The organism is Spartobacteria bacterium UBA695, from assembly GCA_002298145.1.
Lineage (GTDB): Bacteria > Verrucomicrobiota > Verrucomicrobiia > Chthoniobacterales > Chthoniobacteraceae > UBA695.
The window spans coordinates 19,360-39,520 of the sequence record DBMP01000014.1 but is presented as its reverse complement, the minus strand read 5'-3'; the positions used below and the strand labels follow the sequence as shown (position 1 = coordinate 39,520).

Genomic DNA, 20,161 nt, shown 5'->3' with positions numbered 1-20,161 from the left:
TGCCAGCATTAGAAAATCAAATAAAAGTCAAAAAATCTGAAAAATCTGCTGGGATTTCTCTGTAGAAGCGGATAATTGAACTATGAGCGAATTCTCACCTGAACCCTTTGCGGGGTGCCGAGCCTACCTCGAAGCTCACCGCCTCGCGGCCCAGAAAACGAGTCCCGTATCGAGGCCGGTGATTACCATTTCGCGCGAAGCCGGAGCCGGAGCCGTGACGATCGGCCAGCGCGTGGCGGAGCTTCTTAACGCCAACCTGGAACCCGGCGCGCCCGCCTGGACGGTATTCGACAAAAACATCGTGCAGCGCGTCCTGGAGGACCACGCCCTGCCCAAAGCCATCGCGGAATTCCTGCCCGAGGATGTCCATTCGGGCGTCACCGGGGCGGTCGAGGAGATGCTCGGGCTCCACCCCTCGGCCTGGAAGCTCGCCGAACACACCACCGAGACCATCCTGCACCTGGCCACGCTGGGCAACGCCATCTTGATTGGCCGCGGCGCGAACCTGATCGCCTCCCACATCCGCCCGGCCTTGCACATCCGGCTCGTCGCCCCGCTGGAAGACCGCGTGCGCGCCCTCTCGGAATTCCATAACCTGACCCTCGCCGAAGCCGCCACCTACGCCAAAAAGGCCGACCAGGGGCGCAAACGCTACGTAAAGCGCTACTTCAACGCCGACATTTCCGACCCGCTCAACTACACCTTGACGCTCAACACCGGCAGCATCGATCACGAATCCATCGCCCGCATCATCGCGGAAGCCCTGGCGGTCGTCGCCCCGGCCCCGGCCTTGGCGTAAAGAATACTTTACCCTAAAATAGTGGAGGCCCGTGCCGGGAGCGGGTATCTATTCCCGGCATGAAATCCCGCTCGTGGCTTAACCGGACAACGCTGGGGATCGGCCTAGCGTCGCTTTTTAGCGATTGGTCGCACGAGGTGGCCACTACGGTCCTGCCCTCGTTCCTGGCCACCTTTGGCGTGGCCGCCGTCTGGCTCGGGGCCATCGAGGGGATTTCCGACGGCCTCTCCAGCCTGGCCAAGATGGGGAGCGGGTACTACACCGACCGCCTTCGCCGCCGCAAACCGATCGCGGTCGCCGGTTACGTCGTCACGGCCCTGGGCACCGCCTCCTTTGGTCTGGCCACCAACGCCTGGCACATCCTCATCGCCCGCGCGAGCGCCTGGCTCGGGCGCGGCGTGCGCACGCCCGTTCGCAAAGCGCTCCTGGCCGCGTCGGTGGACCCCGGCGCGTATGGCCGCGCCTTCGGCTTCGAGCGAATGATGGATACCGTGGGAGCGATCGCCGGGCCTGGAACCGCGCTGCTATTGCTGCCGCTGCTGCATTACCACTACCCCACGCTGTTTGCCCTGACCTTGATCCCCGGCTTCATCGCCGTCGCGCTGATCGCCTTCGCGGTCAAGGAAGAGGAGCGCCTCCCGGTGGGGCACGTTTCCTTTGGCGAACACCTGCGGGCGCTGCCCGGGGCGTTCCGGCGCTTCATGGTGGCCGTGGGGCTTTTTGGCTCCGGGGACTTCGCCCACAGCATGTTGATCCTGCTGGCCAATCAGCGCCTGGCCCCTGTTTACGGCTCGGGCCGGGCGGCGGCCATTGCCGCGGGGCTCTATCTTTTCCACAACGTCTGCTATGCCGCCAGCGCCTTTGGCTCCGGCTGGCTGGCCGACCGCCTCGACAAACGCCGCTTGCTGGCGGGCGGTTACGCGCTTGCGGCCGTCATGGCGGGGGCGGTCCTGGCCCTGCCGCCGGGAATCGGGGCCTTTGCGCTGATCTTCGGCCTCGGCGGGGTTTACGTCGGCATCGAAGAGGCGTGCGAGGATTCCCTTTGCGCGGAACTCGTTCCCGGCGAGCACCATGGCATGGGGTTCGGCGTGCTTGCCACGGTCAACGGCGTGGGCGACCTGGTTTCCAGCCTCATGGTCGGCCTCCTCTGGAGCACCCTGGGGCTGCCCGCCGCCTTCGCGTACGTTATCGTGCTCTCGCTCGCAGGGTCGTTGCTGGTGTTGCGCAGCCGCTAGAGTTTTTTTCACAGGCCCTTCGGGGCATCCCGGATAGCTTTTGGTTTGCATTGCGCTGCCGGACTGGTTGAGAGTTGACCCCGTACTACCCGGCTGCCCAAAAGGAGCGGCGGCCCGCCTTCCTGCAACTATGATCGCCAAACAGCCCACCGTTGTTATCGAAAACCTTACGCCGCTTGTCGATGGCGGCCGCTATCCGGTCAAACGGGTCGTCGGGGACGACCTCATCGTGGAGGCCGATATTTTCAAGGACGGCCATGACCTCATCAGCGCGCTGCTCAAATGGCGCAAGCACGGCGAGGTGGCCTGGAACGAGACGCCGCTCAAGCCCCTCCTCAACGACCGCTGGCGCGGCACGTGTTCCCTTTTCGAAAACGCCACCTACGAGTACACCATCGAGGCGTGGGGGGATTCGTTCCGGTCCTGGCAGGAGGAGTTTCATAAAAAATACGAAGGCGGGGTGACGCCGCTGGAAAGCGAGACGCTCGAAGGCGCGGCCCTCGTCCGTGCCGCTGGAGCCCGCGCCGCGCTGGCCGCCGATAAAAAGCGCCTGGCGGAGATCGCCGACTTGATCCAAGCCGCCGAGCCCTCCCAGGTGGACGCCATCGCCCACTGGCCCGAGCTGGAGGCCCTCATGGCCGCTTGGTCCGACCGGAGCCGCTCCACCGAGTACGTTCCCTATCCCCTCGTCAACGTCGACCGCGAGCGCGCCCGCTTCGCCGCCTGGTACGAATTTTTCCCCCGCTCCGCCGAAGGCCACGCCGACCGCGGCTCCAGGTTCCGCGACTGCCTGGGCCGCGTGGAGGACGCCAAGGCCATGGGCTTCGACGTCGTCTACTTCCCGCCCATCCACCCCATTGGCGAAAGCAACCGCAAGGGCCGCAACAACGCCGTGAAGTGCGAGCCGGGCGAACCGGGCGTCCCCTACGCCATCGGCAACCGCAACCAGGGCTGCCCCAACGGCGGCGGCCACAAGGACGTCGCCCCGGAGCTGGGCACGCTCAAGGACTTCGACTGGCTGGTGGGCGAAATCAAAAAGCGCGGCCTGGAGGTGGCGCTCGATTTTGCGCTCAACTGTTCGCCCGATCACCCCTGGGTACACGATCATCCCGAGTGGTTTTTCAAGCGCCCCGACGGTACCATCAAGTACGCCGAGAACCCGCCCAAGAAATACGAGGACGTCTACCCGCTCGATTACCAGAACCCGCAGTGGCGCGAACTCTGGGACGAACTCACCGGCGTCATCCTCTTTTGGTGCGAGCATAACGTGCGCACCTTCCGCGTCGATAACCCGCACACCAAGCCGGTCTCCTTCTGGGAGTACCTCATCGCCAAAGTCCGGGCGAAGTACCCTGACGCCATTTTCCTCTCCGAAGCCTTCACGCGGCCCAAGATGATGAAGGCGCTGGCCAAGGTCGGCTTTACCCAGAGCTACACCTACTTCACCTGGCGCAGCAACAAGCACGAGCTTACCGAGTACTTCACCGAGCTGACGCAGACCGAGATGACGCAGTATTTCCGGGGAAACCTTTTCACCAACACCCCGGACATCCTCCCCTACTTCCTCCAGCAGGGAGGCCGCCCTGCCTTCATGATCCGCGCCGCGCTGGCCGCCACGCTTTCGCCCCTCTACGGCATCTACAGCGGCTTCGAGCTGTGCGAAAACGCGGCCGTGCCCGGGAAAGAGGAGTACATCGACAGCGAGAAATACCAGTTCAAAGGTCGTAACTGGAATGCACCCGGTAATATTAAAGAGTACATCACCGGCTTGAACCGCATCCGGCACGAGAACCGGGCCTTGCAGGAGTATTCCAATCTGCGCTTCTTCCGCGCCGAGAACGAGAACGTCCTATTCTATGGCAAGATGACCGCCTCGCGGGACAACATCATCCTGGTGGTGGTGAACCTGGACCCGTGGAACCGTCAGGAATCGTTTATCGAAGTGCCCGTTGACGCCTTTGGCTGGATGGAGAGCGACACCTACCAGGTGCATGACCTCCTGTGGGACCAGCGCTACCTCTGGCACGGCAGCCGGAACTTCGTGGTGCTCGATCCCCAGACCAAGCCCGTGCATATCTTCCGCGTCCGCCGCTGGATGAGCCGGGAGCAGGATTTCGACTACTACCTGTAGGAGTTAACCACAGAGGGGAAAAAGAAAAAGACGCGGAGAATCCTGAGACTCTCCGCGCCTAGTCGCGCTTGTGGCGGGCTTCCTACGGCATATAATTCACCTGCATTGTTTGTTTTCCTGGAGTTTGTGAAAAGACAAAAACTGCATGCAGGTGCATGCGTTTGGATGCACCAATTCTTTCTCCCTCGTTACGAATCTCCAGATTCGTAACGTCGGTGTCTGGGAATCTCTGATTCCATAGCCGCACGTAACGAATCAGAGATTCGCAGACAGAAGACGTTCCCAATCTGGAGATTGGGAACGAGGCCAACGGAGGCCAATGACAAGCCCCCCGGCTCTACGCCACGTCCACGGGAGCAAGGCTCACGAGGAAGATCGGCGCGGCGACGAGCGGCTTAATGTCCACCTGGAATTGCTGGTAATACCCGCTCGCGCGGTGCGCTGCGATGGCGGCTTCATCGGCGTAGTGCTCGATGAGGTTGTATTGCAGACGGCCCTCAGGCGAGGTGGATTGGTAGAGGTCGTAGGCCAGGTTGCCTGGCTCCTGGCGCGTCTGGGCCACCATGTGCTTGAGGACTTCTAATACCTGCTTTTCCCGGCCTTCGGCGGGCAGAAATTGGACGAATAATGTTTGGATCATATTAAGTAGGGGAGTGTGATCTGGGAGTCTACGAAGCCAGGCAGAGGTTGAGTTGCTCTCGGATCGCCTCGGGCTTCAAGTCCTTGCCGATGAAGACCAGTTGGCTGGTGCGTTCCTCGTCTTTTTCCCAGAGGCGGTCCCAGAAAATGGTGAAGCGGTTGTTGACGCCGTGGAAGAGGACCCGGCGCGGGTTGCCCGCCACGGCGACGAACCCCTTGGAGCGGAAAATCTTCTCCTTCAAGCTCAGGTCCTGCACGAAACTCTCGAAGCGGTCCACGCTGAAAGGCTTGGTGAAGGTGAATGCGCACGACTGAATGTCGTGGTGGTGCCGGGCATTGAGTTCGTCGAGGAACTTCGGGTCCACGGCCAGCTTGCGGTCCACGTCAAAGGCGGCCATGTCGAGGACTTCCTTTAAGTTCACTTGCGACTGGTTGGTGCGGAAAATCTGCGCGTGCGGGTTCAAGCCCCGGGCGATGGTCTCCACCCGCTCCAGGTGATCTTCGTCCACGAGGTCGGTTTTGTTGATCAGGAGAAAATCGGCCATGGCGATCTGCTCCCGGGCGGTCTCCACGTCGGCCATTTGCTGGAAGATCTGCTCGGCATCGACCACGGTGATGATCGAGTCGAGCTGCACGAATTGCTGCAACTGCGGGATGTTGAGGAAAGTCTGTGCCACGGGGCCGGGATCGGCGATGCCGGTGGTCTCGATCAGGATATAGTCGAAGCCGCCGCGCGCGATCAGGTTGCGGATGCCCTTGACCAAATCCTTGCGCACCGTGCAGCAGAGGCAGCCGTTGCCCACTTGCAGGATCTCGTCGTCGGTGTTCTCCACGAGCTGGCCGTCGATGTCGATCTCGCCCAGTTCGTTGACGATGATGGCGAATTTATAGCCGTGATTCTCGCGGAGGATGTAGTTAAGGAGCGTGGTTTTCCCGGCTCCCAGGAAGCCGGTAAGGATGGTCACGGGGATGCGCGGTTTGCTGGCGAAGTTCGTGGATTCGGTCATGGCTAAGCAGGCGATTAGAAGAAAAAGCATACCCCATTCGCCAAGCTTGCCAAGTCCCGGGGAAAGCGCGATAAGGGCGGTGGCATCAGTTTACCCTCAAAACAGCCCTGCTAAACGAAAGGTTTCCTCCCATGAAAAAGACGTTCGTTCTCCTGGCCGGTCTCGCCCTCTCCACGCTGCCGCTGGCGGCTCAATCCTCGGATCTTACCCAGGCGCAGAAGGCCTACGTGGCGGGCGACCTGGAAACCGCCAAACCGCTCTTCCAAAAAGTGCTCGCGGCCGATCCGCAGAACGTCGCAGCGCGCAACTACCTGAAAGCCATCGCGCAAGCCGAGTCCCAGGCCAACCCCGGGGCCTCCATGGAGAAGCAGCTCCAGGCGCTCATCCTGCCCAAGGTGGAGTTCCACGACGCCACGCTCGACTCAGCCCTGGACGCCCTCAAACAGCAGGCGGCAAAGGCCTCGGGTGGGAAGGTGCAGCCGAATTTCGTGATTGCACCCGGGGTGAATGCCTCCGCGCCGATCACGCTGAATCTGACCAACGTCCCCTTCCGCGAGGTACTCCGGTACGTGGGCGACTTGGCGAAAGTCAGCTTTGGCATCGACCGCTACGCCATCACCGTGAAGCCGAAGGTGGACACGGCTCAATAAAACACCCGGGCCAAATAAAGCCCCTCAGCTGGCGCGGCGAAGCTGGTTTTCACCCGTGGCGCGCCCGGCTGGGGCGGCTCCAGCAGGCCCGTGAGCCATTCCGGCTCAGCCCGGTTTATGGCAACCCGGACGAGCGAGCCCGTCAGCAGGCGCACCATTTTGTAAAGAAAGCCGTCGCCTTCGAAGGTCAGCGTGATCAAGCCCCCCGGGCGGCCTTTGAGGTCGATTTTATGTATGGTCCGTACGGTATCCGGGCACGGGACGCCCCGGTTGGCGGCGAATCCACCGAAATCATGCGTTCCGGTGAGCAACTCGGCGGCGGCGCGGAGCCGGGTGAGGTCGAGCGGGTGGGGGACCAGCCAGGCGCGGCCAATCTCCAGCGGCGGCAGGACGGGGCTATTCCAAATGCGGTAAATGTAGCGTTTCCCCCGGGCGGCAAAGCGGGCGTGGAACTCCGGAGCGGCCCACTGGCAGCGGGTAACGCGAACCTCCGGCGGAAGATGGGCATTGAGCGCGGCCAGCCAGCCCGGGAGCGTCAACCGGGAGGTGCGCGGCACGTCGGCGTGGGCGCTCTGGGCCAGCGCGTGGACCCCGGAGTCGGTGCGGCCCGAGCCGTGGACGGGAATGCGCACGCCGCCGTTGAGCGTGGCGAAGGCGGCTTCCAGGGCATCCTGCACGGAGCCCTTCCCGGCCTGGCTCTGCCAGCCGCAAAACGGGCGTCCGTCGTAGGCAACCGTCAGGCGCAGGCGGCGGGTCATCACAGAATGCCGCCCGCGAGGGAGTCGAGGTAGCCTTGCAGGATCAGGACGGCGGCGGCCTGGTCGATGACGGCCCGGCTGTTCTTTACGTTCCGGCCCGCTTCGTGGAGCTGCTTTTGCGCGGCGACGGTCGTCAGGCGCTCGTCCCAGAACTTCACCGTGCAGGGGGTCAGTTTCTGGAGCTTGGCGGCGAAATCCTTCGCCTTCTCAGCCGCGGGGCCATAGGTGCCGTTCATGTTGCGCGGCAGGCCGATGACCACCGTGGCGATCTTCTCGCGCTCCACCAGGGCCGCGATGGTCTTGATCGGGTTGCCCTCCTTTGTTTTCACCGTTTCGAGCGGGTGCGCGAGCATCCCCAATTCGTCCGAAAGGGCCAGCCCAATGCGTGCTTCACCAACGTCGATGCCTAAAATGCGGGTCATAAGCGGGGACTCTATCAGAAAAACACCCAAGATTCTTTTGCGTTTTTCGTCAAATTGCTTTTTTCTCGGCGGAGTATCAATGAAAGTCTCCGACCTGCGCGGCATCCTTCAGTACGTCCCCCGGTTCCGGGAAAAAACCTTCGTGGTCGAAATCGACGGGGACGTCATTGCGTCGAAAAATTTAGGCAACATCCTCCTGGACCTCGCGGTGTTGCGTTCGCTCAACATCAAAGTCGTCCTCGTCCACGGAGCAGCCCGCCAGATCGCGGCCCTGGCCAAGGAGCGCGGCGTCGAAGTCAGCAACACCGACGGCACCGGCATTACCGACGACCCGACGCTCACCCTGAGCATCGAAGCGGCCATCCAGATCACCAACGACATCATGCAGGGCCTCACCTCCGTCGACCTCCGGGCGGCCTATGCCAATGCCATCATCGCCCACCCCTTCGGCATCCGGGGCGGCGTCGATTACCTCCAGACCGGCAAGGTCGAGCGCGTTGATACCCATGCCCTCCAGCTTTTCCTGGATCAGGGGATCATCCCCATCATCCCGCCCATCGGCTTCGACGGCGAGGGGAAAACCTTCCGGGTCAACTCCGACTCCATCGCCTTTGAGGTCGCCGAAGCCCTCCGGGCCACCAAAATCATCTACCTCATGGCGGGCGACGGCCTTTGCCAGAAGGGGGAGATTGTCCGGCAGATTTCCATCGCCGAGACCGAGGAGATCCTCAAAAAGCGCAAACTGCCGCCGAACCTCGCCTCCAAGCTCGAATTCGGCGCCCACGCCTGCCGCAACAACATCCCGCGCGTCCATATCCTCAACGGGCTCATCAACGAAGCGCTCCTCTCCGAAGTCTTCAGCCACGACGGCATCGGGACGATGGTCTACTCCAACGAGTACCAGCAAATCCGCCGCGTCTTTAAAAAGGACGTGCGCGGCGTCATGACCCTCATTCGCGAGAGCGTCCACAACGAGGAACTCATCCGGCGCACCCGCAGCGACATCATTTCAAGCATCGACGACTACTGGGTCCTGGAGATCGACCGGACGCTCGTGGGCTGCGTGGCGCTTCACTGTTACCCTGGGGAGGTCAAGGGCGAACTGGCGTGCCTCTACGTGGCCAAGGGCTACGGCGACCAGGGCTTTGGGCAGAAATTAATGGCCTTCGTCGAGCGGCTCGCGGCGGAGAAGGGGCTCAAAAAAGTCTTCGCCCTTTCCACCCAGGCCTTCTCCTTCTTCCAGCAAAAGGGGGGCTACGAGGAAGTGCCGCCCGAGGAGCTGCCGCCCGCCCGGTTGGAGAAATACAAGGCCAGCAACCGGCACTCCAAGGTCCTCATGAAGGACGTGGAACTCCCGTCGCGCTCCAAACGCAAACGCCACTCAGAGTAGTTCCAATCCCCACCCCTCGCACGGGGATTGGCGGTTGCAGGCGAGGGGAAACCCACTTATAAAACACGCATGATCGACTACATGCAGAAAGGCGGGCCGTTGATGTGGCTCCTGGTGCTCCTGAGCATCGTTTCAACGGTCGTCTTTTTTGAACGGCTGATCTACTACCACCGCGTCAGCCTGCGCGTGGGCGAGTTTCTGCGCGGCCTCTCCAACCTGATCGCCGGGGGCCGCTACGCCGAGGCCCTCCACGAATGCGCCGGAACCGCTGGCCCCGTCGCCCGCGTCATCCACGCCGCCATCGCCCGGCACGAAGCCTCCCGCGCGGAGTTGAAAGACATCGTCCAGGAAGCGGGCCAGCTCGAAGTTCCCAAGCTGGAGCGCCGCCTGTCCATGCTAGCGACCATCGCCTACGTGGCCCCCATGGTGGGGCTGCTCGGGACCGTCACCGGGATGATCGAGGTCTTCGTTTCCCTTTCCAGCAACGCCGGGGGCGTCTCCACCACAGCCGACATCTCCACGGGCGTCTACAAGAGCCTCCTTACCACCGCTGCCGGGCTCGTCGTCGCCATCCCCAGCTCGCTCGCCTACAGCTTCCTCTCCTCCCGGGTCAGCACCCTTATGCACGATATGGAACGGGCGGGGATCGAGGTCGTCAACCTGATCACCCAACACCCGCCCAAGCCGCCGGAGCCCCTCGCCGTCTTCGGCGCGGCCCGTCAGCAGCAGGTTAAGTGACCCTCCAGGCATGAAGCTCCAGCGCACTTTTCGCTACAACCCGGAGTTGTTCAACGTTATCCCGTTGGTCAACGTCCTCTTCCTTGCGCTCGCCTTTGCCACGCTGGGGCGCACCTTCGTGCTTCAGCCGGGCCTGTCGGTAAACCTCCCCTCCTCGCAGTTTAACCTCAGCGTACAGCGCCACGCGCAGATCGTCAGCATCACCGCCGGGGCGCTCCCCTCCATTTACTACGACGACCGCCGGGTGGAGCTGCCCGAGCTGGAAGCCGCCCTGGCCCGGCCGGAGATCAAACACCGCTCGCTCATCATCCGGGCTGACCGGGCCGTGCCCTACGAAGTCGTCTCCAACGTCACCAACGCCGCCCTGCGGCTCGGGTACTCCGTCGCCGTCGCCGCCACCAGCACGCCGCAATGAAGCCCGAAACGGAACACGGCACGCTCTCGGCCCTCGCCGCCCAGGTGGTCCATTACCGGACGGTCTTTCGGTGGCCCGAGCGGCGGTCTTCGCTCTTGCTCCCGCTCCTTTTCGTGATCTCCGTGGGCATCCACGGGCTGGCCTTCTACATCTTCCAGGTCCAGTACCCGCCCACAGCAGTCAGCGCCCCGCCCCCGGCCCAGGTCACCCTCCTTACGGGAGACACCCCCCAGGGAGCCGCGCTGCTCAAGTGGATCGAGTCCCGCGACCCGGCCACCGCCGCGCGCGTCATGTCGGCGGGCGCCCCGGCCCTCAAAGAGATCCTCTACACCCCCTCCTACGCCTCGGCCCAGACCCAGCCGCTTGACGAGGAGCCGCCCGTGGAGCCGGTACCCATGCCCCCGGCCCACAGCCTGCTCGACTGGACCTGCGAACGCCCCCGGGCAGCCGTGCCCGAGGCCCCCAAGCGCGTCGTCTCCTCCCTGAAATTCTCCGAAAGCTTCAGCAAGCGCGACGCCGCCCCCGGCACCCCCCTTAAGCTCACCCTGCGCAGCACCGTGAACCTGCACCGAGCCGTCTTCCTGGCCGCCGTAAGCAGCGAGGGGCAGGTGCGCTACTGCTTCCTCCAGGAGCGCAGCGGCGACCCCGCCATGGATACCCAGGCCGAGGCGCTGCTCCGCAGCCACGCCTTCCTTCCCTCCGGCACCGCGCTGGAGTGGGGCTATGCCGTCATCACCTGGGGCGCGGAGGCCTACGCCCCTGAACCCAGCCCAACCCCCATGGAGGCCACCGGCACATGATCCGCGTCAGCCTGACCCTCCTTATTTTCATCTACCTGACCCTCTTCCTGAGCGCCGTAATCGCCCTCTGGATCTGGGCCGAGTGGCGGCGCACCCGCAACGAGCGCCGGGCCGTACGCTTTCGCGTGCGCTGCGCCATCTGCTCCTTCGAGTTCGAGGACTCCAGCGACGACCCGCTCCCCCACTGCCCTCGCTGCGGCAGCCCCAACGAGAGGGACCCGTTCCAGCTGCTCTAATTGCCAAGGGCGGGTGCGGCAGTGCGCGGGATTTTTTGGATTGACGGGAACACGCATCTTTACGTAGGCTGAAATGCGTATAGCTCATAGAAGGGTCCCGCTTATGAACTTTAAACCTCTTTTTCTCGCCCTGGCATGCACCGCCATTTTCGCGGCCAGCCAGGCAAGCGCCACCGTGCTGGTGAACGGCGGGTTTGAAGATTCCACCGGCAACTGGACCATGAGCCCCACCGCCGCGCCCGGGTGGTCGACCACCGCCGGGGACCATCAGATGGAAATCTGGAGCAACGGGTTCATGGGGGTATCGTCCTACGAAGGCAATTACTTCATGGAGCTTAACGGCAACCAGATGGCCACGGTCTACCAGGACGTGCAGGGCCTGACGGCGGGCGACCTGATCTCGCTCAACTTTGCCCACCGGGGCCGCGTGACCTCGGAATCTATGCGGGTCACGCTCACCGACCTCGGCACCGACGGCCTCTACGGAACGGCCGACGACGTAACGCTCTTCTCGCAAATCTACACCAACGGCACCTCCGCCTGGAGCTACTACACCACGGGCGCCACGACGGCCACGGGCGACACCGTGCGCATTTCGTTCGAATCGCTGGTGCAGGGGTCCTATGGCAATTTCATCGACGCCGTAGCGCTCAACGCCGAATCCGCCGCCGCTCCCGAGCCAGGGACCTGGGCCGCGCTGCTGTTGCTGGTGCTCGGCTCGTTTGGCTCCTCGGTCCTTCGCCGTAAGGGTTTTGCGGTGGCCGCCGCGCGGTAGTTCCCGCAAAAAATTCGTAAGCGGACTTGCCAGAGGGGGGGGACTTGCCCATGATACGCCATGGCAACCATATCCGAGTCTGACGCTGTTTTTTACAAAACGGCTGATTCATTCTTTGCTCAGAATGCCAGCACTGGGCTGACTTACGACGACGTTTCGCTGGCCACGCTTTACTCTGAGATCCTCCCGCGCGAGACGAATCTGGAGACCTCGCTTTCCGATTCCCTGCGGCTTCAAATTCCCGTGATCTCGTCCGACATGGACACCGTCACCGAGTCGCGCATGGCGATTGCCATGGCCCTCAACGGCGGCATCGGCCTGATCCACTACAACATGCCCGAGCGCCAGCAGCTCTCGGAGGTCAGCCGCGTCAAGAACCACGTCCACGGGCTCATCCAGGAGCCGATCAAAGTGCTCCCGCAGCAGGCGATCGGCGAGGTGATCGAACGCATCGAGGAAAAGAACTTCTCATTCAGCACCTTCCCCGTTGTGGACGAGCAGAACCACTTAATCGGTCTCCTCCCCGGGCACGTCATCAAGCAGCGCTACGCCAGCAAGACCGTCGCCGAAGCGATGACCCCTCGCGAGGCGCTCCAGACGATCCGCAAGAAAGACCTCACCACCGACCCCGTCGATTGCGCCGACCAGTTCTTCAACGAACACATCGGCATCCATAAACTGCTCGTCGTGGACGACGAAGACCGCCTCTGCGGCCTCTTTACCCTGAGCGACATCGAGCGGATCACGCAGGAAAGCCGGGCGCTCCTCAAGCCCGCGCGCGACCCGCACTTTCGCCTCGTCTGCGGCGCGGCAGTCTCCGCCACGCGCGGCGCGAACGGCGAACTCGACCGCGACCGGATTCATTCTCACGTCTCCGCGCTTGTGGAACGCGGCGTGGACGTCGTGGCCGTCTCCACGGCCCATGGGCACACCAAGGGAGTCGGCGACACCGTCCGGCTCATCCGCGAATGTTTCCCTGATCTCTCCATCATCGCGGGTAACGTCACCAGCGGCGCGGGCGTTGAATTCCTCGCCGAATGCGGCGCGGACGCCATCAAGGTCGGCCAGGGGCCGGGCTCGATCTGCACCACGCGCATCGTGGCGGGCGTCGGCATCCCGCAGTTGACCGCCCTTTACACCGCCTCGCGCGCGGCCCTGGCCAAGGGCGTCCGGATCATCGCCGACGGCGGCATTACCAAGTCGGGCGACCTCGTCAAAGCCCTGACCCTGGCCGACGCCGTCATCTGCGGCGGGCTCCTTGCCGGTTGCCCCGAGGCCCCGGGCCAGATCATGGAGATCAACGGCAAACTTTATAAGCAATACCGTGGCATGGGCAGCCTGGCGGCCATGAAGGCCGGTTCCGCCGCCCGCTACGGTCATAGCATCAAAGACACCACCCGCAAGGTGGCGGCCGAGGGCGTTGAAGCCTTGAAGGAGGTCTCCGCCTCGCTCGACACCGTGCTGACCCAACTGGTCGGCGGCGTCCAGTCGGGCATGGGCTACCTTGGCGCGGGAAGCTTGAAGGCGTTGCGCGAGCGGGCCCGCTACATCCGGGTCAGCCCGGCGGGCCAGCGGGAATCCTCCCCGCACGACGTCATCGAGGTCAAGACCGGCGCGACCGCCAACGAGCGGGCGTAGGTTAGCCGAGTTCGCCATTTGAAACGGATCGGAGGGGCAACCCTTCGATCCGTTTTACTTTACCCGGCGCACGCCCTTGGGCCCCTGAGGCCTTCGTTCCCAATCTCCAGATTGGGAACGCCAGTGTCTGGCGAAACTCCGTTTCGCAACCGTGGGGGAATCTGGAGATTCCCGGGCAACTTGCGTTACGAATCTGGAGATTCGTAACGAGAACTTTTGCCTCTGATTCTACTTTACCCGGCGCACACCCTTGGGCAGGCGGCAGTCGACCTCCACTTTTTTCCCGACGCGGCGGGCGGAGACCTCGATGGGTCCGAACGGCGTCGGCATGGTGCCGCGAGCGAAGGCGAGGTCGCCCAGTTGCGGGGCGATGCGCACTTCGGCGAAGCCCGGCTTGAGCGGTTCGATGCCGAGCACCGTGCTGGAGAGGAAGAACGTCGGCGCGGCGGACCAGCCGTGGCAATGGCTGCGGGTCAGCCGCCCATGGCGCAGGCTCCAGAGCTCCCAGAAGGTCGTGGCCCCTTGCTCAACCATGAAACCCCAGTCTTTGCGGATCGTATCCAGGAAAGCCTTCTCCCGGTGCTCCTCCTTGAGGACCTCCAGCAGGAAGAATTCGAAGAACGGGCTGCCCGCTTTCACGAAGCCCCGGGGCGGGCGGTGGACGATATCGCGGCAGCGCTTCGCCCGGTCGCCCGTGGCCACGCCGGAGATTAGCGCGACGGTCGCGGTTTGCTGGCTAAAGACCTTGCTGCGGGTGCCGTCGGCGTGGACGCAGTCGATGTAGGCCTTCTTTTCCGCGCTCCAGAGGTGGCGGTTGACGGCGGCGGCGATCTTCGCGGCCAGACGGGTAAAGCGCGCAGCGACCTTCGGTTTTTTAAGCCAGCGGGCCAGCTCGGCGCAGTCGTTGAGCGCCAGAACGGCGAAGCAGTTGAGGTGGGTGATGACGCCGCTGGACGGGGTGTCCATGGCCGCCCAGTCGAACATATTCCAACCCTGGAACTCGAAGAGACCCTCCGCGTTCACGTGGGCTTCCACGCCCTCGACGTTTTTCTCCACCCAGGGGAGCAGGCGGGCAGCGCCCTCGGCGTCGCCCGTCCAGAGGAGGTACTCGCGGCAGGAGCGCATCCAGAGGAAGCTCCATGTGGGCAGCAGGTTGGGCCAGGCGCTGGGGGTTTGGCTCGCGGTGATCGGGTTAAAGGGGAGCTCCAGGCTCTGGCCGATCTGCTCCAGGCAGCGGAACCAGAGGCGCGGGTCGCCGTTGACGACCCAGTCCACCAGCGCTTCGTTGCGGGAGTCGCCCACCCAGTGGGTCTGCTCGTAGGTGGGGCAATCGGTGTAGGTATCCTCGGCGCAGCAGCGCAGGGTGTGCGCGCCGACCTCCCAGATCCGGTCCAGCAGCGCGTCGCTGGAGGCGAAGTGGCCCGCGTGGCGCTGCGGGTAGGTGGCGAACTCTACCGCCACTGAGCGCAGCCGCACCGGCCCGGTGAGGTTGCGGAAGATGACGTAGGAATACTGAAAGCCCCGCCGCTGGAGCGAGCGGTAACGCTGACGGCCGCCTTTGCAGACGTAGCGCAGGCTGTTGTTCATTCCCTCGGCGTAGTTCTCGCGGCCATCGGGCTGGATGAACTCGAAATTGAAGAAATCGACAACCGTGCCCTCGGGAGCTTCCAGCTCGAAATCATGCGGGCCGACGACCTCGCGCCCATAGTCGAGGAGCACGCGAACGTCCTCCCCCTTTTCGCCCGGATGCAAAAGGGCCCACTCGGCGTTGTCGGAGAGGAGGGCGTCGGCGTTTTCGAGCCGCGCGGGGCCGGTGACGTGGTCCAGGCAGGCCAGGGCGAAGGCGTCGGCGTTGGAGAGGACGCATTCCTCCGGCAGCGGCTGGAAGTAGGGGAGCGCGGCGAAGTCGATCTTGCGGCCCGCATCGGCGTGGAGCGCTTCAAACGCCTCGGCGGTCGCAGCCGGGTCGGTGGGCCGGGCCACGGAGACGCGGGGGAAATCCATATGCCCTTGCAGAACCTTCTCCTGCACTTCGGTAAAGGCGAACGGTCCGACGAAGCCCCAGGCGGGGCCTCCATTGGCTCCGGTGGCCGACCAGTTGAGCGGGGCCTTGGCGCGCACCGTAAGGACGAACTGGGCCAGGTGCAGGTAGCCGAGCTGGGTGGTGCTGGCGTCCGGGTAGGGGACAACGAGCGTGTTCCATCCGGCTTTGAGCCGGGCGCTCTGGGCTTCGAGCGTCTGCGCCATGCCGCCTTGCAGCGAGGGGAGCGTCTTGCCGTTGAGCAGGATCTCGCCCGAGTGATGGTGCGGGCGCATGAAGACCGCCTCCTGGGCGCGTTCGCTCCAGATGCGGGTAAAAAGGAAGCCCCGGACCAAAAGCAGCTGCGAACTCAAGTCCTCCGGGAGCAGCAGCCGCCGCACGTCGAGGGTCCAGGTCTGCGTGGCGGGGGCGATCCGCTCGGCCTTGACGACACGCCGGGGCAGGATGCGCTCGCGCGTCAGCAGCGGGATGCCGCTCGGCTCCAGGCCGGGATGGGGCGGGGTAATGCTTACGGCGTCGGACCACGCCCCGGCATCGAAGCCGGGCTCGCGCCACGGTTCGTCGAGCCGGGCATCGAACTGCTCCTCAAAGCCCTGTTGCACCGAGGTGCGCGGGGCGGCGGTGGCGTCGGCACGGGAGAGCGAGCATTTCCAGCCCTCCAGAAGCGGGGTTGCGTGGCCTTTGGCGTCTGTCAGGCCCGCCCACAGGCCCGGGTTGGCGGGAAGGTATTGGAAATTGCCCGTGCCCCAGTGGTTGACCAGCACGGCCAGCGTGTTTTTCCCCTCGCGCAGGAGGCCGGAGAGATCGTAGGCGTCGTATTTCCAGTGGTTTACCCAGCTGCGCACGGGGCCGCTGCCGAGAAATTCGCCGTTGAGCCAGAGCCAGTAGCGCGAGTCGGCGCTGATGAGGAGCTGCTCCGCCGCGCGGGCGGTAAACTCGGTGCGGAAGCGCACAAAGGCATTCTTTTCGGAAACCGGTTCCGGGGTCCAAATCCAGGAGGTTGTTTGCATGGGAAGTTTGTCGTGCTCGGGGAGGGTGGGCGTTGCTTGGCATCTTTTCCGCGAGCCCTCGGGATTGCAACCCCTATCCCGGCTTCAGCCTGCGGTGTGGTTCCAATTTTTGTATGCGCTTGCCTTTGTTTTCAGAAAATTGTTCCCTCGTGATATGCCCACCGTGAAAAAGTGGAACTCCTTTGCCTCGGACGCGGAACGCTTTCGCCCCGTGCGCGACCGCTACACGCGGCGCATCCCGTTGCAGCTCCACACCCACCAGTACATGGAGATCACCTGTATCGACCGGGGGCGCGCGCTTCACTTTGTCAACGGCCTGGAGCATGTAGTGGAGCCGGGCAGCCTGCTGTTCATCCGGGCGAGCGATCTCCACAGCCTCTTGCCGCTGGGGGCCGAGGCGCTGGAGCTGACGAATATCGCCATCCCCGTGCGGGAGTACCGCCTTTTACTCAAGCGTTACCCGGACGAGATGAAATGGGCCTTTCGCGAACGGGAAAAAGAGGGGTTCTCCACCGTGCTGGAGCCCTCGCGGCAACCCCTTTTTAGCCAATGGGTGGACGAGCTTTTCGACGCGCCCCGGGACCGCGCCCTGGCCCTCGACCGCTTTATGATCAACGTCCTGGCCCTGCTGACGCCCCGCGCGGAGGAGATCGGCCCGGCGGTTCCCGACTGGCTGGCCCACACCTGGCGGGAGATCCGCAAACCGGAGGCTTTTGCCGAGGGCGTGGGGGCGCTTTTTCGCCTGGCGGGGCGCAGCCGCGAGCACGTGGCGCGGGAGCTGAAGCGCCACTTTGGCCTCACGCCCAGCGACTGCGTGCGCCAGGCCCGGATGCGCCACGCGGCCCGGATGCTGGAGATGACCACCCGTCCCATTCTCGAAATTTCCCTGGAATGCGGCTTCCGGGACCTCGCGCATTTTTACAAAGCCTTCCGGCAACACCACCACGCCACGCCGCGCCAGTACCGCGTTTCCCACCGGATTCGCTAGAAATACTGTCACATCACCCAGAGACAAAAAAAGGTCACCCGGGGCAAAGACGCGCCCGGGGCGAAACGGGTATGACATTGGGGCAACCTCAGATCCACCGCTATGATTTTACGCCATCCCTCCAATCCCATTCTCCAGGCCAGCGATATTCCGTATGACGCGAGCCTGATCTTTAACGCCGGGGTCGCCAAGTACCAGGGCCGTTACGTCATGCTCTTTCGCAACGACGCCTGCAAGGGCGGCGAAGCCTCATGGCGGGAGCTTCGCGAGGGCAAACGGCCGTCGGCGGAACCGTTTGAGACCTCCATCGGGTTTGCCACGAGCCAGGACGGGATCCACTGGGAGGCGGCCCCCGCGCCGTGCTGGAAGGTCAAGAGCGACGAAATCCAGCGGGTCTACGATCCGCGCCTGACCATCCTGGACGGCGTGCCGCACGTCTGCTTCGCCATGGATACGCGCCACGGGATTCGCGGGGGCATTGCCCGCACGGAGGACTTTGCCAATTTTGAAATCCTCTCCCTGAGCACCCCGGATAACCGCAACATGGTTCTCTTTCCGGAGAAAATCCGGGGGCGCTATTTCCGCCTTGAGCGGCCTTTTACCGTGTACAGCCGGGGGGCGGATCGCTTTGACCTCTGGTGCGGCAGCTCGCCCGATCTGCGCTACTGGGGCGACCACGAGCTGGTGCTGGCCGTGGAGAACGTCCCCTTTGCCAACGACAAGATCGGCCCCGCCGCGCCGCCCATCAAAACCGCCAAGGGCTGGCTGGCCACGTTCCACTCCGTGTGGCTCGACCGGGAGAAGAACCTCGGCGGCTGGGAGCGCTCTTGGTTCAAGCGTTACGACGCGGGCCTTATGCTGCTGGATCTGGAGAACCCCTCGCGCGTCATCGGTATGAGCCGCAAGCCGCTGCTGAGCGCCGAGGCGCCCTACGAGCGCAACGGCTTCCGCAACGACGTGATCTTCCCCGGCGGAATGATCCTGGAGGAGAGCGGCGAGGTGAAGATCTACTACGGGGCGGCCGATACCGTGGAGGCCCTGGCCACGGCGCATGTGGACGATCTGCTGGCCCTCTGCGAACCGGTGGGCTAAGGCCGATTTACTTGAGACAAAAGCCATTAAGGCTCACGCAAAGACGCAAAGGCGCAAAGAAGACGAAGGCAAGAGTTTCCCGTCTCTGTCTTTGCAGCTTTGCGGCTTTGCGTGAGAATAGAAAATCTGCCCTTTTTCTTGCCGCATGGAGCCTCGCCCAGGTGGGGCATGGGGAGCTAAGCCCGTCAGTGAACCCTCGGGGCGCGGAGCCGGAACGATTCGGGGATCTTGGTGCCCGCAAGCGGACGGCAATAATCCAGGAACGCCTCGGTGACGCCGTTGCCCTCGGGGGTGATGAAGGCGTCGGGCATGACGCGGGTTTTCCCCGCCACTTCCGCCAGCGGCACTAGGTCGTAGGAGACGCCGTAGTTCATTACCGGGCGGCGGATGACGATCGAGCCGCCGAGGTGATCCATCAGCGCGTAGTGGACGGCGATTTCACCCAGTTCGCGCGCTTCCTGCGAATCGCGGTCGGAAATGACCCCGGCGAAGCAGCGCTGGAGGTAGCCGAAGGTGTCGGCCCGGACGCGCGAGACCTTTAGGCGGCTCCGCAGCGCGTCGGTGAGGAATTCGCCCAGCACGCCGGAGCCTGAAAGCTGCCAGTTCCCGTGGGCGTCCTGTTCCTGCGCCCCTTTGAGGTTGATGTAGATGGGGTTCCCGGAGGCGTCCTTGATCCCCTCGGCGACGGCCACGACGCAGCGGCCGTATTTGCAGTAGACCTGCTCCACGTCGGCGATGAAGCGCTCCATGTCGAAGCTCCGCTCGGGCAGATAAATGAGGTGGGGTCCTTCGTCCTCGTACTTCTTGGCCAGGGCTGAGGCCGCCGTGAGGAAGCCGGAGTGGCGGCCCATGACGACGCCGATCAACACGCCGGGCAGCGCGCGGCTGTCGAGGTTAAGCCCCATGAAGGCCTGTGTGACGAAGCGCGCCGCCGAGCCGAAGCCGGGGCAGTGGTCGTTGATGGCCAGGTCGTTGTCGATGGTCTTGGGGATGTGGATGCAGCGCAGATCGTAGCCTGCCTCGCGGGCCTGTTCGTCGATGATGCGAACGGTGTCGGCGGAGTCGTTGCCGCCGATGTAGAAAAAGTAGCGGATGTCGTGCTGGCGCATCCGGTCGAGGATCCGCGAGCAGTAGGCTGCGTCGGGCTTATCGCGCGTTGAGAGGAGGGCGGAGGACGAGGAGGCGGCCACGCGCTCCAGGTTGTGCATGGTCTCGCGGGTCAGGTCCAGCAGGTCCCCCTCCACAATGCCCCGGACACCGTGCAGCGCGCCGTAGACGGCCTGGACTTCGGCGTATTTGCGGGCTTCCAGCGTGACGCCCACAAGGCTCTGGTTGATGACTGCGGTGGGGCCGCCGCCTTGGGCGACGAGGACTTTGCCTTTCAAAGGGATCTTCAT

Annotated in this window: 19 protein-coding genes; 13 read left to right on the top strand and 6 right to left on the bottom strand. The window is 63.8% G+C overall.

What is annotated here, in order from left to right; all coding sequences use genetic code 11:
- The first annotated feature begins 82 nt into the window (after positions 1-82).
- The 3 genes from B2828_RS09080 (at position 83) to B2828_RS09070 (ending at position 4,165) form a co-directional block, all read left to right on the top strand.
- Positions 83-799, top strand: coding sequence for a cytidylate kinase-like family protein (locus tag B2828_RS09080; protein WP_479633406.1), 717 nt, complete (start codon positions 83-85; stop codon positions 797-799).
- Between the two features lie 59 nt (positions 800-858).
- Positions 859-2,034 carry an MFS transporter gene (locus B2828_RS09075; protein WP_479633405.1) on the top strand — a complete coding sequence of 392 codons (1,176 nt, stop codon included), beginning with the start codon at positions 859-861 and terminating at the stop codon, positions 2,032-2,034.
- Between the two features lie 130 nt (positions 2,035-2,164).
- Positions 2,165-4,165: an alpha-1,4-glucan--maltose-1-phosphate maltosyltransferase gene (locus B2828_RS09070; RefSeq protein ID WP_479633404.1), complete on the top strand. Its 2,001-nt coding sequence runs from the start codon at positions 2,165-2,167 to the stop codon at positions 4,163-4,165.
- Between the two features lie 337 nt (positions 4,166-4,502).
- Here B2828_RS09070 and B2828_RS09065 read toward each other — a convergent pair whose 3' ends face one another.
- A complete protein-coding gene (locus B2828_RS09065; RefSeq protein WP_479633403.1) occupies positions 4,503-4,805 on the bottom strand; it encodes a putative quinol monooxygenase in 303 nt (100 codons plus the stop codon).
- 28 nt (positions 4,806-4,833) lie between these two features.
- Complete coding sequence (locus B2828_RS09060) at positions 4,834-5,811, bottom strand: CobW family GTP-binding protein (RefSeq protein WP_479633402.1); 978 nt, start codon at positions 5,809-5,811, stop codon at positions 4,834-4,836.
- A 131-nt stretch (positions 5,812-5,942) separates the two neighbouring features.
- Between B2828_RS09060 and B2828_RS09055 the strand changes: the two genes are divergently transcribed.
- Positions 5,943-6,461, top strand: coding sequence for a hypothetical protein (locus B2828_RS09055; RefSeq protein WP_479633401.1), 519 nt, complete (start codon positions 5,943-5,945; stop codon positions 6,459-6,461).
- Here B2828_RS09055 and truA read toward each other — a convergent pair.
- Together truA and ruvX are read right to left on the bottom strand one after the other, a co-directional pair.
- On the bottom strand, positions 6,455-7,219 hold the full coding sequence (truA, locus tag B2828_RS09050) for a tRNA pseudouridine(38-40) synthase TruA (RefSeq protein ID WP_479633413.1): 765 nt from the start codon (positions 7,217-7,219) through the stop codon (positions 6,455-6,457). The two genes, B2828_RS09055 and truA, sit on opposite strands and share 7 nt — an antisense overlap.
- Positions 7,219-7,641, bottom strand: a complete 423-nt coding sequence (gene ruvX / locus B2828_RS09045; protein ID WP_479633400.1) for a Holliday junction resolvase RuvX — start codon at positions 7,639-7,641, stop codon at positions 7,219-7,221. The genes truA and ruvX overlap by 1 nt, the downstream gene beginning before the upstream one ends.
- A gap of 79 nt (positions 7,642-7,720) precedes the next feature.
- On the opposite strand from ruvX, the gene argA reads away from it, so the two are divergent.
- The 7 genes from argA to guaB all read left to right on the top strand — a co-directional run bounded on the left by argA (position 7,721) and on the right by guaB (position 13,633).
- Positions 7,721-9,031, top strand: a complete 1,311-nt coding sequence (gene argA, locus B2828_RS09040) for an amino-acid N-acetyltransferase (RefSeq protein ID WP_479633399.1) — start codon at positions 7,721-7,723, stop codon at positions 9,029-9,031.
- Positions 9,032-9,100: 69 nt separating this feature from the next.
- Positions 9,101-9,769, top strand: coding sequence for a MotA/TolQ/ExbB proton channel family protein (locus B2828_RS09035; protein ID WP_479633398.1), 669 nt, complete (start codon positions 9,101-9,103; stop codon positions 9,767-9,769).
- A gap of 10 nt (positions 9,770-9,779) precedes the next feature.
- Positions 9,780-10,184, top strand: coding sequence for an ExbD/TolR family protein (locus B2828_RS09030; protein WP_479633397.1), 405 nt, complete (start codon positions 9,780-9,782; stop codon positions 10,182-10,184).
- Complete coding sequence (locus tag B2828_RS09025; RefSeq protein ID WP_479633396.1) at positions 10,181-10,984, top strand: hypothetical protein; 804 nt, start codon at positions 10,181-10,183, stop codon at positions 10,982-10,984. Before B2828_RS09030 ends, B2828_RS09025 begins: the two co-directional genes overlap by 4 nt.
- The gene (locus B2828_RS09020; protein WP_479633395.1) at positions 10,981-11,220 is read left to right on the top strand and encodes an FmdB family zinc ribbon protein; all 240 of its coding nucleotides are present in this window, start codon (positions 10,981-10,983) and stop codon (positions 11,218-11,220) included. The genes B2828_RS09025 and B2828_RS09020 overlap by 4 nt, the downstream gene beginning before the upstream one ends.
- Before the next feature lie 103 nt (positions 11,221-11,323).
- A complete protein-coding gene (locus B2828_RS09015) occupies positions 11,324-11,995 on the top strand; it encodes a PEP-CTERM sorting domain-containing protein (protein ID WP_479633394.1) in 672 nt (223 codons plus the stop codon).
- A gap of 60 nt (positions 11,996-12,055) precedes the next feature.
- Positions 12,056-13,633, top strand: a complete 1,578-nt coding sequence (gene guaB / locus B2828_RS09010) for an IMP dehydrogenase (protein WP_479633393.1) — start codon at positions 12,056-12,058, stop codon at positions 13,631-13,633.
- Positions 13,634-13,861: 228 nt separating this feature from the next.
- Here guaB and B2828_RS09005 read toward each other — a convergent pair whose 3' ends face one another.
- The gene (locus tag B2828_RS09005; RefSeq protein WP_479633392.1) at positions 13,862-16,684 is read right to left on the bottom strand and encodes a family 78 glycoside hydrolase catalytic domain; all 2,823 of its coding nucleotides are present in this window, start codon (positions 16,682-16,684) and stop codon (positions 13,862-13,864) included.
- A gap of 154 nt (positions 16,685-16,838) precedes the next feature.
- Here B2828_RS09005 and B2828_RS09000 point away from each other — a divergent pair, with 154 nt between their 5' ends.
- Entirely contained in the window at positions 16,839-17,672 is an 834-nt protein-coding gene (locus tag B2828_RS09000) for a helix-turn-helix transcriptional regulator (protein ID WP_479633391.1), read from the top strand.
- A gap of 102 nt (positions 17,673-17,774) precedes the next feature.
- Positions 17,775-18,764, top strand: coding sequence for a glycoside hydrolase family 130 protein (locus tag B2828_RS08995; RefSeq protein WP_479633390.1), 990 nt, complete (start codon positions 17,775-17,777; stop codon positions 18,762-18,764).
- Between the two features lie 185 nt (positions 18,765-18,949).
- Here B2828_RS08995 and B2828_RS08990 read toward each other — a convergent pair whose 3' ends face one another.
- Positions 18,950-20,161: a 6-phosphofructokinase gene (locus tag B2828_RS08990; RefSeq protein WP_479633389.1), complete on the bottom strand. Its 1,212-nt coding sequence runs from the start codon at positions 20,159-20,161 to the stop codon at positions 18,950-18,952.